This window comes from Micromonospora sp. NPDC049645 (genome assembly GCF_040675155.1).
Lineage (GTDB): Bacteria > Actinomycetota > Actinomycetes > Mycobacteriales > Micromonosporaceae > Micromonospora.
This window is the reverse complement of the sequence record NZ_JBFAOI010000006.1, coordinates 316,099-330,379: the sequence shown is the minus strand read 5'-3', so window position 1 is coordinate 330,379 and position 14,281 is coordinate 316,099. Positions and strand designations below refer to the sequence as shown.

Genomic DNA, 14,281 nt, shown 5'->3' with positions numbered 1-14,281 from the left:
ACCGAACCGGCTCAGCGTAGGCCGCCCGGCCCGACCAGGCCCGTCTCGTACGCCACGATGACCAGTTGCGCCCGGTCGCGAACCGCCAGCTTGGTCAGCAGCCGCCCGACGTGCGTCTTGACCGTGGCCTGGCTGAGGTTGAGGTGCGCGGCCAGCTCCGCGTTGGACAGGCCCCGGGCGATCAACGCGAGCACCTCCCGTTCCCGATCGGTCACCCCGTCGAGCTGTCGGGGCAACGGTCGGGTCGGCTCGGGCTGACGGGCGAACTCGTCGATCAACCGACGGGTTACCGTCGGCGCGAGCAGCCCCTCCCCGGCGGCGACCACCCGGATACCGGTCAGCAGGTCCGCCGGCGGGGTGTCCTTGAGCAAGAATCCGCTGGCCCCGGCGCGCAGCGCCCCGTAGACGTACTCGTCGAGGTCGAACGTGGTCAGGATGATGACCCGGGTGCCGGCCGTCGCCGGGTCGGCGCAGATCCGCCGGGTCGCCTCGATGCCGTCCATCTCCGGCATCCGGACGTCCATCAGCACCACGTCCGGCCGGTGCTGCCCGGTCAGCGCGACGGCCTGTACCCCGGTGCCCGCCTCACCGACGGTGGTGCAGTCCGGGCTGAGGTCGACCAGCAGCCGGAAGCTGCCGCGCAGCAGCGCCTGGTCGTCGGCGATCAGCACGCGGATCATGCGGCCACCCGGTAGGGGAGGCTGGCCGTCACCGCGAAGCCACCGTCGGAGCGTGGGCCGGCGCGCAACGTTCCGCCGTGCAGCGCCACCCGTTCCCGCATACCGATCAACCCGTGCCCCTCCCCGCCGATCAGAGCCGGACGTTGGCCGTCGTCGGTCACCTCAACCCGCACCTCGTCGGGCAGGACGGTCACCGTGGCCCGGCAGGCGGCCGGCGCAGCGTGCTTCACCACGTTGGTCACCGCCTCCTGCACGATGCGGTACACCGCGAGGCCCACCGACTCCGGCACCGCGCCGGCCGGTTCCTCCCGCCGGACGTCGAGCCGGACGTCGACACCGCCGATCGCCGCCTGCCGGGCGAGGGCCGGCAGCTCGTCCAGCCCGGGCGTCGGCGCGTACGGGGTGTCCTCGCGCAGGACGCCCAGCACCCGACGCACGTCGGTCAGCGCGGTGCGCCCGGTCTCCTCGATGACCCGGAGGGCGGCGCCCGCCTCGCGGGGGTCGGCCTCGGCGACGTGGTTGGCCACGGCCGCCTTCACCACGATGAGGCTCAACGTGTGCGCGACCACGTCGTGCAGCTCACGCGCCACCCGTAACCGCTCCTCCGTGGCGGCCTGCCGGACCAGCTGGTCACTCTGGCGGACGGCGAGGGCGCGTCGTTCCCGGATCAGCCAGCCGATCACCCAGGCGGGCGCGACGATGACGGTGGCGTAGACCACCGCGCCGGTGCGTGACCAGAGGTCACCCGCTGTCAGCACCAGGGCGACGCCCACCAGGGCGAGACAACCGGCGGCGCAGAGCATCGACCGGCGGGTGGGCGTCGACACGGCCACCGTGTAGAAGGACAGGCCGATGGCGAACGCCGGCGCGGCGGCGGCGAAGTTGGGTATCACCCCGGTGATCAGGGCGACGGTGGCGACGGAGCTGATCACGACGGCCACCGTCATCGGCCACCGCCGCCGCACGGCCAGCGGCAGCCCCAGCGCCATTCCGACAAGCACCGACACCCAGAGCGGCTCGCGTACGCCACCGTGCAGCGGTGACGCCAGCGCCGCGTACGGGCAGAGCAGCCCGCCGACGGCCACCGCCAGCAGAGCGTCCACGGTGTACAGGTCCACCGGCCGCATCCGTCGGGTCAGCAGGAGAGCGGTCACCCGTCGAACGGTATCGGCGGGTGGGGCCGACCGCGTCCGCCTGCTGGTGGTCATCCCGGAGGATGACGTGCCGACGCCCGCGGGCCTTCGGCTCCACCCCGGGGAGGGTCGGAAAGTGCCGGCTGCGGCCCGACGCGCCGGCGCGCCGCATTCGAGACCGTAACGGCCATGAGCACACAGACGGTGACCCTGACGGGGTTACGCGCGGTGTACGGCACCGCGACTCGGCGGGTGACCGCGCTCGACGGCGTGACCACCAGCTTCGCGAGCGGCACGTTCACGGCGGTGATGGGCCCGTCGGGCTCGGGAAAGTCCACCCTGCTGCACTGCGCGGCGGGGTTGGACCGCCCGACCGAGGGGATCGTCACGATCGACGGCGTACGCCTCAACGACCTCGGCGAGGACGCGTTGACCCGGTTGCGGCGGGACCGGATCGGCTTCGTGTTCCAGGCGTTCAACCTGGTGTCCACGCTGACCGCCGCGCAGAACGTCGAGTTGCCGTCACGCCTGGCCGGCCGCCGACCGCCGGCCCGGGACGTCGCCGCCGCGCTGGCCGCCGTCGGCCTGGTTGACCGGGCCGGACACCGGCCGAGCGAGCTGTCCGGTGGTGAGCAGCAGCGCGTCGCGGTGGCCCGAGCGCTGATCACCCGACCGGCGGTGGTCTTCGCCGACGAGCCGACCGGGGCACTGGACAGCGTGTCCTCGCGGCAGGTGCTTCGGCTGTTGCGTGCGCTCGTCGACTACCACGGGCAGACCGTCGTGATGGTGACCCACGATCCGGCCGCCGCCGCGTACGCCGACCGGGTCCTCCTGCTCGCCGACGGCCGCGTCGTCGACGAGCTGACCGGCGGGATCACCGCCGCTGCCGTCGCCGCGCGGATCGCCGAGCGGGAGACCGAGCTGGTCGAGACGACTGTGGAGCGGTCGTGGTGAGCGTCCGGCGGTCGGCGAGCGCGTTCGTGGCCGTCGCCATCGGGGTCACGCTGGTCGCGGCGGCCACCCTGCTGCTCGCTTCCGGGCGTCCGCAGGTGCCGGACCGGCTGGCGCGGGCGGCGGTCGTGGTGCAGAGCCCCGAGGCGGGCGCGTCGGCTGACCAGTTCGTGCCGACCCGGCCCTGGTCGGCCGGTACGGCGGCGGACCTGGTCGGCAGGCTGGCCGGTCTACCGGGCGTCGTGGCGGCGGTGCCGGACCGGACGTTCTACGCCCAGCCGCTCGTCGATGGCCGGCCCTCGGCCGCCGACACCCGGCGGGAGGACGCCTACCAGGGGCACGGCTGGTCCAGCGCCCAACTGGGTGGGGTGCGCCTCACGGCCGGCGAACCGCCGCGCGGACCGGGTGAGGTGGTGGTCGACCGCGCGGTCGGGCTGCGGACTGGCGCGCCGGTCACCCTGCTCACCGCGGCGGGCCCGGAGCCGTACACCGTCACCGGTCTCGTCGGCGGGCCCGGCGTCCATGTCGCGGACGACGTCGCCGCCGCGCTTGCCCCCGGCGTCCGGGCCATCGGCCTGGTGCTCGCGCCGGGGGCCGACCCCGAGCGGGTCGCCACGGCGGCTCGCGGAGTCGTCGGCGGCGACGGGCGGGTGCTCACCGGCGACGAGCGTGGTGCGCTGGAGCCGCGCGGCGACGCCCGCACCCGGTGGATCGGCATGCAGGTGCTCACCGCCACGGCGGCCCTCGCCGGCTTCGTCACGGTGTTCGTGGTCGCCTCCACCTTCGCGTTCACCGTCGCGCAGCGCCGCCGTGAGCTGGGCCTGCTGCGCGCCGTCGGCGCCACCGGTCGCCAGGTCCGCCGCATGGTCCACGCGGAGGCCCTCGCCGTCGGCGTCTCGGGGGGTCTCGTCGGCCTGCTGGTGGGCGCGGCGCTCGCGCCGCTGCTCGGTCGGCTGCTCGTCGACTTCGGCTACGAACCGTCGACCTTCCGGGTCCGCTACGAACTCTGGCCGGTGGCGGTGTCGCTCGCCGCCGGGCCGGTGATCGCGCTGCTGGCGGTCTGGTCGGCGTCGCGCCGAGCGGCCCGGGTCAGCCCGTTGGAGGCGCTGCGCGAGGCGGCGGTGGAGCAGCGGCCGATCGGGTGGCTGCGGGGCGGCACGGGGGCGGCGCTCGTCGCGGCCGGTGCCGCTCTCAGCGTCGGCACGGCGACCGCCGACGAGGCCCGGGTGGCCGCGCAGTACGCCCTCTACGCGGTGATGGCGCTGGTGGCCGGTGCCACCGTGCTCGCCCCGGCGGTGGTCGGCCCGCTGGTGCGGCTGCTGCGCTCGCCGGTGCGTCGGCCCGGTGGCGCGATCGGCATGCTGGTGCGGGGCGCGGCGTTGACCGCCACCCGACGGACCGCCGCCATCGCCGCGCCGGTGCTGCTCACGGTCGCGTTCGCGGTCCTGGTGTCCGGAATGGTGCGCACCACCAGCGCCGCGTACGCGGCGGGTCGGGCCGACAACGTGAACGCCGGCTGGATCGTCGTGCCCGACCGGGCGCCCGGCCTGTCCGACCGCGCCGTCGCGGCGACCGGTGGCACCGCCCTCCTGCCGACCACCGTCTACCGCACCAACCCGGGCACGTCGCCGGCGGACCGGCCGATGACGGCGCTCGGCGTGGAGCCGGAGGGCTTCGCCGCCGCGAACCGGGCGCTCAGCGTCGTCTCCGGCTCACTCGGCGACCTGACGGGTGCCGACACGGTGGTGGTCACCGTCTCGGCGAACCGGCTGCCGTCCGAGCCGTACCCGGTGGTCTTCGCGGACGGCACGGTGGTGTCGTTGCGCGTCGTCGCCGTGGTCACCGACACCTCGATCCCCGGCGACCTGCTGCTGCCCCGGGCCGTGGTACGAGCCCACGACCCGTCGGCGCTGACGTCCACCGTGTACGTCCGGGACCGGATCGACCCTCCCGTCGGCGCGCGGATCCTCGACGTCGCGGCGTGGGCGGCCGAGGCGGACGCCGCCGAGGACCGCCTCGTCTGGCTCTTCACGGTGTTGCTGATCGGGGTGTCCGCCGGCTACGGGGCCATCGCGGTGGCCAACACGCTGCTGCTGGCCGCCGCCGGCCGCGCGGCGGACCTGCGGCTGATCCGGCTGGCCGGGGCGACCCGACGGCAGGTCATCTGGTTGGTCACGGCCGAGTCCGCTCTGGTGGTCCTGATCGGCGCGTTGCTGGGCGGCGTTGTCGCGTTCGTCGGCCTGCTCAGCATCCGCGCCGGCCTCGCCGAGCAGGTCGGCGCACCCGTCGACCTGGTGGTGCCGTGGCCGGTGGTCGCCGGGGTCGTGGGGCTGTGCCTGCTGCTCGCGGTGCTGTCCAGTGTGCTGCCGACGTGGCGGTCGCTGCGGCACCGTCCGGCCCGGACACCCGTCGGCCTCGTCGGATGACCGTGCCCCCGCCCGGGCGGTGGGACCGCTACCGTCCACGAATGCGATCCGCGCGCCCGGTCGGGCTGTTCCTCTCCGCCATCGCCGTCCTGCTGTGGGCGTACGGCCTGACCAGGTGGCAACCGCTGACCGAACCGCTCGGCCCGTGGTCGGAGCATCTGCCGGGCAACAACGCCTACTGGGCGCGTGACCTGCGGTTCATGGCGATCATGGCGGTGCCGCTCGGGTTGGTGTTGGCCGGGCGGGGGCGGGCGCGGTGGAGCGGCCCGGCGGTGGTGCTGGGCGGCTGCTGGGTCGCCGCCGACGTGGCGATCGACCGGGCCGACCCGATCGGCGTCGACGCGACGGTGCTGCTCGCCGTCGCCGGCTGCGCCGTGCTCGGCGTGGTCGCGGCGATCCTGCTCTGGTGGGAGCGCCGCACGCCGCCGGCGTGGGAGCCCGGCACGCCGCCGGCCGGCGACCGGCGGGTGCTGACCGGCGCGGCCTGCGTGGCCGGGGTGCTGACACTGGTGGCGGCCGGTATGGAGTCACCGACCGACCGGGAGCCGGAGCTGAACCAGGGCGCGCTGACGACCGGGGCGCTGCTGGTGGCACTGGCCGTCGGCGCGGCGTTGGCGGCGGCTCCGGCGCGGACCCGGGCTCGGGTCGGCCTGGCGGCCGGTCTCATCGTGGCCGCCCTGCTCGGCGTCGGGCTGGTCCGTGCCGTCGCGCCCAGCGAACGGCTCCTGCCGGAGGCCGCTCTCGGGGCGGTGCTGCTCACCGGGGTCACCCTGCTGGCGTGGGACTGGCCGGGCGGCCGGCCGATCTGGCGGCACCACGCCCTCGCCGCGCTCATCGCGTTGGTGGGCCCGCTGCTGTTCCTGGTGGCCATCGGCATCACCATGATTTTCACGCTGCCGATCGGCCCGGCGTTCACCGCGCTGGCCGGCAACAGTCCGATCCACGCCGCCGACTCCGATCTGCTGGTCTCCCTGGCCGGGCTGATCGCCGGGCTGGGAGTGGCCCTGCTGTTGGCGCGGCCCAGCGTCGAGGACCGTCGGCGGCTCAGATAGCTCACTCGACGACCGGCAGCACGACCTCGTTGCGGCGCAGGAACCACGGCTTCCACGGTGGGTCGAAGCGCGCGTACCGGATCGCGCCGGTCGGTTGCAGCCCGGCCGCCGTCACCGCGCGGCCGAGCATGGTGGCTCGTTGGCTGAACGCCTGCTCCGTCCACCGCCCGGAGAACCGCATCGCCGCCGCCAGCCGCGCCGGAACCGCACGGATCCGCACCCGGGTGTCCACCGGCTCGGGCAGGGTGGCGGTGGTGAAGGTGGCCGGCATGACGAACTGGATCAGGTACGCGCCCGGCCACTCGCCCTCGATCTGCACCACCGGCACGGTCATGGCGATCTTCGCCGAGCCGCCGGCCGCCGCCGTCGCCGGCGCGGCAGAGCCGATCGGGTGCCGGGCCCGATTGGCGCCGCCGAGGTACGCGGCCAGCGGCCGGAACGCCTCGATCGGCGCCCGGGTGAACGACGCCTGGATCTGCATCTCGGCGACCAGGTGGGCGGGGTACCGACGCAGCTCGAAGCCGGGGTGTCGGGACACCACCCGGTACGGCTGCTGTTCGGTCATCGCGCGGCTCCCAGGGTCTGCTGGGACAGACGCTACCGCCCGTCCGGCTCCCGCTCGGCCGAAGTCGGCTGCTCGGGCCCGGCGGCGAGAGCCCGGGTGGTCGACCGCCAGTACTGTCGTTTCCCCTCGTCGCGCAGCACTACCCCGATCAGGCCCAGCTCCCGGCGCAACTCTCGGGCGTCGTCGCGGCGGTCGCGCTGGATCGCCCGTTCCCGGGCGCGCAGCAGGGCGTCCGCGCCGGCCGGCAGTCCGGGCAGGTCGGGCACCCACAGGCGGTACGTGGACCGGTGCGGGTCGTCGTCCGCCCAGCCCCAGCCGTGCGTCCGGAACGCCGACGCCAGTTCGGCGGCCGACAGGTCGGTCGGCTCCCGGACCAGTTCCGCGCCGTCGGCGTCGAGCAGCACCAGGTGCTTGTCGGCGAGGAAGGCCACCCGGGCGTCGACCCGTGCGACCGTCCGGTCCTGGTCGGAGCGGCGCAGCCGGACCTGCGCCGCGTCCACGGTGACGATGAGTCGTTCGGCGGTGCCGATCCCGGCGACGACCAGGCCGGCCAGCACGCCCACCGCGATGGTGCCGGCGGTGGCCTGCGGTTCGGGCAGCCGGTCCAGCCACTCGACCAGGTCGCCGAACGGCACCCAGGGCAGCCGGGCCAGCCAGCCCGTCGTCGCCGCGAGGAGCCACCCGGCGCCCGCGCCGAGCAGTGGGAAGCCACCCCACATGACCGCCAGCTCCAGCGGGCCGCCGCTGACCACGGTGCGGGGACGGTAGCCGGCGGCGTCCATGGTCAGGACACCTCGCGGCGCAGGGTCCGGAACAGCCCGGCGGCCAGCGGCAGGACCATCCAAACGAGCAGTGACACCGCTATCCGCCCCCACTGCTCACCGGTGAGCGCGTCGCTGCTGAACAACGGTTCCATGGTCTTGCTGGTGTCCAGCCAACCGGACGGGCCGCGCAGGGGCCGGACCATCTCGCCGAGCACACCCCAGAGGGTGGGCAGCAGCAGGTAACCGACGATCGCCAGGGGCGGGTTGAGCAGCAGCAGACCGAAGGCGGCGCCCATCAGCACGCCGGTGACCTGGAAGATCACCGCGTTCAGGATCAGTGACCCGTCGAACTGCCAGGTGCCCGCGCCGCCGAGGGCGGACGCCAGCAGCGTCCCGACGGCGGCGACGGCGAGGCTGGCCAGCACCGAGGCGAGCGCGGTCAGCGACACGGCGATCAGCTTCGCGGCCACCACCCGCTCCCGGCGGGGCACCAGCGCGTACGTGGTGAGGGCGGTGCGTTGCGACCACTCGCTGGTGATGGAGAGGATGCCGAGCACCGGCAGCAGCACTCCGATCGGCAGCAGCGAGGGCGTGAAGAAGTTGAGGAAGGTCTGGTCGGCGTCCTCGGCGTAGATCAGTTGCAGGGTGACGATCACGGCGGTGATCAGGCCGATGGTGATCAGCAGCCAGCGGCCGGCCCGGGTGTCGACGAGCTTGCGCAGCTCCACGAGGGTGAGCCGGAGCAGCGACGGTCGGCGTACCGGAGTGTGGTGCCGGGGCGCGACGGGCCCGGCGGTGGGCGCGGTGGTGGTGGTCATCGGACGGCCTCCTTGGTGGATTCGCCGGCGGTCAGGGTGAGGAAGAGCTGTTCGAGGCCGCCGCCGCTGGCGGGACGCAGCTCAGCGAGGGCGACGCCGGCATCGGCGGCGGCCTGGCCGACCGCCTCGGCGTCGGCCTGCACGAGCAACCCCTCCGAGCTGTCGGCGGCGGTCAGGTCGGCCGCGTCCAGAGCCCGGCGCAGCCCGGCGTCGTCGCGGGCCCGGACCACCGTCCCGCCGCCGGCCAGCAGGTCGTTCTTGTCGCCCTGGGCCACGATCCGGCCACCCCCGATCACCACCAGCCGGTCCGCGACCGCCTCCACCTCGCGCAGCAGGTGGGAGGAGAGCAGCACGGTGCCGCCCCGGTCGGCGAAGTCGCGCAGCAGGCCGCGCATCCAGAAGATCCCCTCCGGGTCCAGGCCGTTGGCCGGCTCGTCGAGGATCAGCACCCGGGGGTCGCCGAGCAGCGCGTGCGCCAGCCCGAGCCGCTGGCGCATGCCCAACGAGTACGCCCGGACCCGACGCTTCGCGGCCACCGCGTTCAACCCGACCAGGTCGAGCTTCGCGTCGACCTCGCGCCGGTCCAGACCCATGGTGTACGCGGACAGCGTCAACGCCTCGCGGCCGGTGCGCCCGGCGTGCTGGGCGGAGGCGTCCAGCAGCACACCGACCTCCCGCCCCGGGTTGGGCAGGTTCCGGTACGGGTGTCCGGAGACGGTGGCGCGGCCGGCGGTCGGCGTGGTGAGCCCGCAGATCATGCGCATGGTCGTCGACTTGCCGGCGCCGTTGGGGCCGAGGAAGCCGGTGACGGTGCCCGGCTCGCACTGGAATGACACGTCGTCCACGGCCGGGTGTGGCCCGTACCGCTTGGTGAGGTTCTCCACGGTGATCATGTCGTCGAGCCTGCCCGCGCCGCCCGGCCATCCGCTGCGGCCACCGGTCGCTGCCGTGTCGACCTTGGTCGACCGGCGGGTCTCGACTTTGGTAGCTGGTCGTGTCGCCCGTCGGCTGCCTAGCATGGCGTCGTGACCAGCCTCGCCGTCCCGGAGCACCCCTGGCTGCTGCCGGGGGAGCTGGTGGTGCCGGCCGAGCCTGACCGGGCCACCCGGCGACCACGCCGCACCACTCGGGACTGGGCGGTCGACACGCTGGCCTTCGTGCTCGGCCTGGTCTGGGTGCTGTTCGTCACCGCGGACGCCCTGTCGCCCGATCCGGCGATGTCCGTTCCCCTGCCGCACGTCTGGATGACGGTCGTGGACGCGCTGCTCGGGCTGGTCTGCTGCGGTCTGCTCTGGTTGCGTCGGCGGTGGCCACTCGGGCTGGTGGTGGCCACCCTCCCGCTGACGCTGTTCTCGATGGCGTCCGCCGTCCCGCTGCTGATCTTCTATTTCACGGTGGTGGTGCACCGGCGGACGGCTGTCGCGGTGGCGGTGACGGGTGTCGGTCTGGTCACCAACATGGTCTTCAGCTGGCTGCGTCCGGACCCGAGCATGCCGTACTGGGCCACCGCGCTGTGGGGTGTGTTACTCAGCTTCGGCGTGCTGGCCTGGGGGATGTTCGTCCGGGCCCGGCGGCAGTTGATCGTGTCGCTGCGGGAGCGGGCCGAGCGGGCCGAGGCGGAGCAGCAGTTGCGGGTCGCGCAGGCCCGCCACCTCGAACGCACCCGGATCGCCCGGGAGATGCACGACGTCCTGGCCCACCGGATCTCGCTGCTCAGCCTGCACGCGGGCGCGTTGGAGTTCCGCCCGGACGCGCCGGCCGACGAGGTGGCCCGCGCCGCCGGGGTGATCCGGGGCAGCGCGCACGCCGCCCTTCAGGATCTGCGGGAGGTGATCGGGGTGCTTCGGGCCGAGGACGACGGAGACGCCCCGGAGCCGCCGCAACCCACCCTCGCCGATCTGCCGACCTTGATCGCCGAGTCGCGGTCGGCCGGGGTACGGGTCAACGTCAGCGACAGCGTCGCCACGCCCGAGCAGGTGCCGGCGGCGCTGGGCCGGGCTGCGTACCGGATCGTGCAGGAGGGGCTGACGAACGCCCGCAAGCACGCGGCCGGCGCTGCGGTCACCGTGGACGTGGCCGGCGGGCCGGGCGCCGGGCTGACCGTGGCGATCGGCAACCGTTGGCCGGTCGGCGCACCGACCGGCGGCACGCTGCCGGGTGCCGGCACGGGCCTGGTCGGCATCAGCGAACGGGTCACCCTCGCCGGCGGGCGGCTCGCCTACGGTCGGGACGACACCGGTGACTTCCGGCTGGCCGCCTGGCTGCCGTGGCCGGCGTGACCGACCCGACCGGGCCGCCGGACGCGACCGACCCGGCCGGTGCTGCCGGGCCGCCGGTGCGCGTGCTGATCGTGGACGACGACGCGCTGGTGCGGGCCGGGCTCTCGATGATCCTCGGTGGCCTGCCGGACCTGACCGTGGTCGGCGAGGCGGCCGACGGTGGCGAGGTGCCGGCGGCCGTCGCGGCGTACGCCCCGGACGTGGTGCTGATGGACATCCGGATGCCCCGGGTCGACGGGCTGACCGCCACCGAGGCGCTGCGGGCCCAGCCGCACCCGCCGGAGGTGCTGGTGTTGACCACCTTCGACGCCGACGAGCAGGTGTTGCGGGCGCTTCGCGCCGGGGCGGCCGGTTTCCTGCTCAAGGACACCCCACCGGCGGAGATCGTGCGCGCCGTACGCCGGGTCGCGGCGGGTGAGGCGACGCTCTCCCCGACGGTGACCCGCACGTTGATCGCCCACGTGACCGCCGCCGCCCCCGGCCCGGTCGGCCCGGACCCGCGCCGGGAACGGGCGCTGCGGCTACTCACCGGGCTTAGCGAGCGGGAGCGGCAGGTGGCGGTCGCGTTGGGGCGCGGCCACACCAACGCGGAGATCGCGGGGGAGTTGTTCATGAGCGTGGCGACGGTGAAGGCGTACGTCTCCCGGCTGCTGACCCGACTGGAGCTGAACAACCGGGTCCAGGTGGCGCTGCTCGTGCACGACGCCGGCCTCGTCTGACGTCCCTCCGGTCGGAAGGATCTGCTTACCGGGTACCGGAATTGAACTTTCGTCCGGTGTCCGCCGTACCCATGGCCGAGGATGTCGGTGCGGTGGGTCCGCCGTACCGCTGCCGAACTGCGGGAGGCCTGCCGTGCGAGTTGGTGAGCAGTCGACGGATCCCATCGACCTGGTACTGGGTGAGGTGCCAATGCCGGCACCGCTGACCCCGGAGGATGTCCGGCTCGCGGTCCGGGCGGTGGTCGTGCACACCGCCGAGGAGTGGCCCACCGGGCCGCTGTGCCGCAACGACGGCGCCTCCTACCCGTGCCGCCTGCACCGCTGGGGGCGACGGGTGTTGGAGACACACGGGCTCAACGAGCGGCAGATCGAGGCGTTGATCCGGCACGGCAATCCGTTCGTGCACGTACCGTTCCCGTTCACGGCGACCGGGCCGTCGCGGCAGCAGGCCGCGCGGGTCGTCCCCCAGGGCATCCGGCCCACCGCTGCTGGCCGGCCGGTGACTCCCCCCGTCACCGCGCCGCGCTGGCCCCGGGCGAGCTGAGCGCGCAACCCCTCCGCCCACCTGACCCGGGGCGACACGACGTCGGCCCGGCGCGAAGATTCCCCCTCCGCGTCGGGCCGACGTCGCTCTGGCCGGCAGGCTCAGTCGTTGCCGGCCCCGACCCCGCAGTCCGGGGCGGACCAGCTCGTCGTGTTCGAGCTGCTGTCGCTGTTGTTCTCCCGCCGCGAGTCGACGTGCACGTGGTCGTCGTGGTCGGGGTAGCCCGGCCCGTAGATCCCGCTGAAGCCGTTGTTGCGGGCACCGCGGGCGACCTGGCACAGCGAGGACGTCCGTGAGGTCACGTCGGCCGCGTTGCCGTAGAGGTGTTGGCTGTCGGACGCGCCGCCGACCTGGTTGTTGCAGGCGCGACTACGGAAACCGCTGGACACGTTGAGCGGCTTGTCGCCGAGGCTCCTCCGCAGCGCCTCCAGCTTCCACATGGTGCGCAGCGCGTTCTGCTTGGTCTGGTTCGCCGACAGCGGGCCGCCGCTCCACCCGCTTCCACCGCACCCGTTGTCCAGCTCGGTGTAGCTGAAGTGCGCGGGCGTGCAGTCGTTGTCCTGGAGTTGGTACAGCTTGGCGAAGGTCTGCGGGCCGGCGATGCCGTCGGCACGCAGCCCGTACGCCTGCTGGAACCGCTTGACCGCGGCGGCGGTCTTCGGCCCGTATCGCCCGTCGTTCTCCACGATGTCCCGATAGCCGGCCCATCCGGCGACCCGGATCTGCAACTGGCGGACGTCGTCGCCGGAGCGCCCCTGGGACAGGGTGCGGTTCCAGGTGTAACAGCCGTCCGCGTGCGCCGCCGGTGCGGCGACCACCGTGGCGATTGCCGCCCCGGGCAGTGCCAGGGCGAATGCGACGGCGACCCGCTTCAAGGTGTTTACGCGCACAGAAGTCCTCCCGATAGGAGAGCGAATGGGGTGGCTCCGGGACATCGACCGAGACGTCCCGCGATTTCCACCCTGACACTGATCCGTGCGGTTGGAGGTGATTAACGAGAATCGTCCTCATAAACCGTGGTCCCTGGGTATTGACTGGGAATTCGACTGATTTGTGAAACAGCCATTTCCCACCGATCGACCCGGTTGCGGTCAAGCACACCGAACGTCGCAATCTGCCACACCGAGGGTGATGTTCCCGGGGCGACGGCGGCCGGTAACGTCAGCTCCGGGCGGCGGACTGGCGGAGGTGCGCGTGGCACGGGGTGGCGTCTTCTGCGTCGAGGGTCAGTGGCACCGTGACCTCAACGAGCGGGGCTCGGTGCTGCCCACGCTGGAGCTGCTGGAGCGGCTGGGCAAGATCCGCTTCATCCACAAGGACGCGGCCACCCGCGACGAGCTGTTCTACTTCCTGGACCGCTGGCTGCTCAAGCAGTACGCCGACCACCGGGTCGGCTTTTTCGCCATGCACGGCGAGCCGAGCCGGCTCTGCCTCACCGACTGGCAGTCGGTGGAGTTGAACGAGGTGGCCGAGCTGATGGCCGGCCGGGCCGAGGGGCGGCGACTCTATTTCGGCAGCTGCTCGGTGCTGCGCGCCTCGGACGCGGTGCTGCGCGAGTTCCTGGAGGTCACCGGGGCCGCTCTGATCTGCGGTTTCACCAGAGAAGTCGACTGGGTGGAGTCGGCGGCCTTCGAAACCGTTCTGCTCGACGTGCTCGCCAACGGGCAGCGGCACAATGCCGCCGAGTTGCGGATGGGCTCCGCGCACTGGGCGCCGCTCGCGTCGTACCTCGGCTTTCGGGTGATCTACGCCAACGGTCGGGCCTGGCGTCCGTCCGGCCGTCCCCGGGTGCCCACCCAGGCGGTGCACGGCGCCGCGGCCCGGCCCCGCTGACCCGCCGCCGCCGCTGCTCCCGCACCCTGGTAGGAACGGGGAATGGCACCCAGCATCGCAAGGAACACCCGGGTCGACCGGGACGGCCTGCTCGACTTCCTCCGGCCGCGACACCGGGTCGTGCTGATGACCACCCGGGCCGACGGGCGCCCGCAGTCCTCACCGGTCTCGGCGGGGGTCGACGGGCAGGGGCGGCTGGTCGTCTCCACCTACCCCGAGCGGGCGAAGGTGACCAACATCCGCCGCGACCCCCGGGTCTCGGCCTGCGTGCTCAGCGACGACTGGAACGGCCCCTGGGTGCAGATCGACGGCACCGCCGAGGTGCTGGACCTGCCCGAGGCGCTGGAGCCGCTGGTCGACTACTTCCGCAGCATCTCCGGCGAGCACCCGGACTGGGACGACTACCGGGCGGCGATGGTGCGCCAGGGCAAGTCGCTGATCCGGGTCACCATCGACGACTGGGGTCCGATCGCCACCGGTGGCTTCCCGGCCCGCCTCGCCGACTGACCGCTCGTGC

15 protein-coding genes are annotated in these 14,281 nt (G+C 73.7%); 8 read left to right on the top strand and 7 right to left on the bottom strand.

All coding sequences use genetic code 11. The features are described from left to right. Nucleotides 1–11: 11 nt before the first annotated feature. Nucleotides 12–680: a response regulator transcription factor gene (locus tag AB0J33_RS17035; protein ID WP_363614476.1), complete on the bottom strand. Its 669-nt coding sequence runs from the start codon at nucleotides 678–680 to the stop codon at nucleotides 12–14. Further along, nucleotides 677–1,834: a sensor histidine kinase gene (locus AB0J33_RS17030; protein WP_363614474.1), complete on the bottom strand. Its 1,158-nt coding sequence runs from the start codon at nucleotides 1,832–1,834 to the stop codon at nucleotides 677–679. The genes AB0J33_RS17035 and AB0J33_RS17030 overlap by 4 nt, the downstream gene beginning before the upstream one ends. 168 nt (nucleotides 1,835–2,002) lie before the next feature. Between AB0J33_RS17030 and AB0J33_RS17025 the strand changes: the two genes are divergently transcribed. The 3 genes from AB0J33_RS17025 to AB0J33_RS17015 are packed head-to-tail and all read left to right on the top strand — an operon-like array spanning nucleotide 2,003 to nucleotide 6,242. Beyond that, complete coding sequence (locus AB0J33_RS17025) at nucleotides 2,003–2,767, top strand: ABC transporter ATP-binding protein (RefSeq protein ID WP_363614471.1); 765 nt, start codon at nucleotides 2,003–2,005, stop codon at nucleotides 2,765–2,767. Further along, nucleotides 2,761–5,190: an FtsX-like permease family protein gene (locus tag AB0J33_RS17020; RefSeq protein ID WP_363614469.1), complete on the top strand. Its 2,430-nt coding sequence runs from the start codon at nucleotides 2,761–2,763 to the stop codon at nucleotides 5,188–5,190. The genes AB0J33_RS17025 and AB0J33_RS17020 overlap by 7 nt, the downstream gene beginning before the upstream one ends. A gap of 41 nt (nucleotides 5,191–5,231) precedes the next feature. Beyond that, nucleotides 5,232–6,242, top strand: coding sequence for a hypothetical protein (locus AB0J33_RS17015; protein ID WP_363614467.1), 1,011 nt, complete (start codon nucleotides 5,232–5,234; stop codon nucleotides 6,240–6,242). A gap of 1 nt (nucleotide 6,243) precedes the next feature. Here AB0J33_RS17015 and AB0J33_RS17010 read toward each other — a convergent pair whose 3' ends face one another. From AB0J33_RS17010 to AB0J33_RS16995, 4 genes are read right to left on the bottom strand one after another with little or no spacing between them, the layout of a single operon-like run. Beyond that, nucleotides 6,244–6,807, bottom strand: coding sequence for a heme-binding protein (locus AB0J33_RS17010; protein WP_363614465.1), 564 nt, complete (start codon nucleotides 6,805–6,807; stop codon nucleotides 6,244–6,246). A 32-nt stretch (nucleotides 6,808–6,839) separates the two neighbouring features. Continuing rightward, entirely contained in the window at nucleotides 6,840–7,589 is a 750-nt protein-coding gene (locus tag AB0J33_RS17005) for a hypothetical protein (RefSeq protein WP_363614462.1), read from the bottom strand. A 2-nt stretch (nucleotides 7,590–7,591) separates the two neighbouring features. After that, nucleotides 7,592–8,389 carry an ABC transporter permease gene (locus AB0J33_RS17000; RefSeq protein ID WP_363614460.1) on the bottom strand — a complete coding sequence of 266 codons (798 nt, stop codon included), beginning with the start codon at nucleotides 8,387–8,389 and terminating at the stop codon, nucleotides 7,592–7,594. Then, the gene (locus AB0J33_RS16995; RefSeq protein WP_363614458.1) at nucleotides 8,386–9,282 is read right to left on the bottom strand and encodes an ATP-binding cassette domain-containing protein; all 897 of its coding nucleotides are present in this window, start codon (nucleotides 9,280–9,282) and stop codon (nucleotides 8,386–8,388) included. Before AB0J33_RS16995 ends, AB0J33_RS17000 begins: the two co-directional genes overlap by 4 nt. Before the next feature lie 132 nt (nucleotides 9,283–9,414). Between AB0J33_RS16995 and AB0J33_RS16990 the strand changes: the two genes are divergently transcribed. The 3 genes from AB0J33_RS16990 to AB0J33_RS16980 all read left to right on the top strand — a co-directional run bounded on the left by AB0J33_RS16990 (nucleotide 9,415) and on the right by AB0J33_RS16980 (nucleotide 11,931). After that, complete coding sequence (locus tag AB0J33_RS16990) at nucleotides 9,415–10,668, top strand: histidine kinase (RefSeq protein WP_363614456.1); 1,254 nt, start codon at nucleotides 9,415–9,417, stop codon at nucleotides 10,666–10,668. Further along, nucleotides 10,647–11,387, top strand: coding sequence for a response regulator transcription factor (locus AB0J33_RS16985; RefSeq protein ID WP_363614635.1), 741 nt, complete (start codon nucleotides 10,647–10,649; stop codon nucleotides 11,385–11,387). The genes AB0J33_RS16990 and AB0J33_RS16985 overlap by 22 nt, the downstream gene beginning before the upstream one ends. Nucleotides 11,388–11,520: 133 nt before the next feature. Further along, nucleotides 11,521–11,931, top strand: coding sequence for a hypothetical protein (locus AB0J33_RS16980; RefSeq protein WP_363614454.1), 411 nt, complete (start codon nucleotides 11,521–11,523; stop codon nucleotides 11,929–11,931). A 101-nt stretch (nucleotides 11,932–12,032) separates the two neighbouring features. Here AB0J33_RS16980 and AB0J33_RS16975 read toward each other — a convergent pair whose 3' ends face one another. Then, on the bottom strand, nucleotides 12,033–12,821 hold the full coding sequence (locus tag AB0J33_RS16975; protein WP_363614452.1) for a M15 family metallopeptidase: 789 nt from the start codon (nucleotides 12,819–12,821) through the stop codon (nucleotides 12,033–12,035). A 304-nt stretch (nucleotides 12,822–13,125) separates the two neighbouring features. Here AB0J33_RS16975 and AB0J33_RS16970 point away from each other — a divergent pair, with 304 nt between their 5' ends. Next, nucleotides 13,126–13,764, top strand: coding sequence for a hypothetical protein (locus AB0J33_RS16970; protein ID WP_363614450.1), 639 nt, complete (start codon nucleotides 13,126–13,128; stop codon nucleotides 13,762–13,764). Nucleotides 13,765–13,806: 42 nt separating this feature from the next. Further along, the gene (locus AB0J33_RS16965; protein ID WP_363614448.1) at nucleotides 13,807–14,271 is read left to right on the top strand and encodes a PPOX class F420-dependent oxidoreductase; all 465 of its coding nucleotides are present in this window, start codon (nucleotides 13,807–13,809) and stop codon (nucleotides 14,269–14,271) included. Nucleotides 14,272–14,281: the final 10 nt, after the last annotated feature.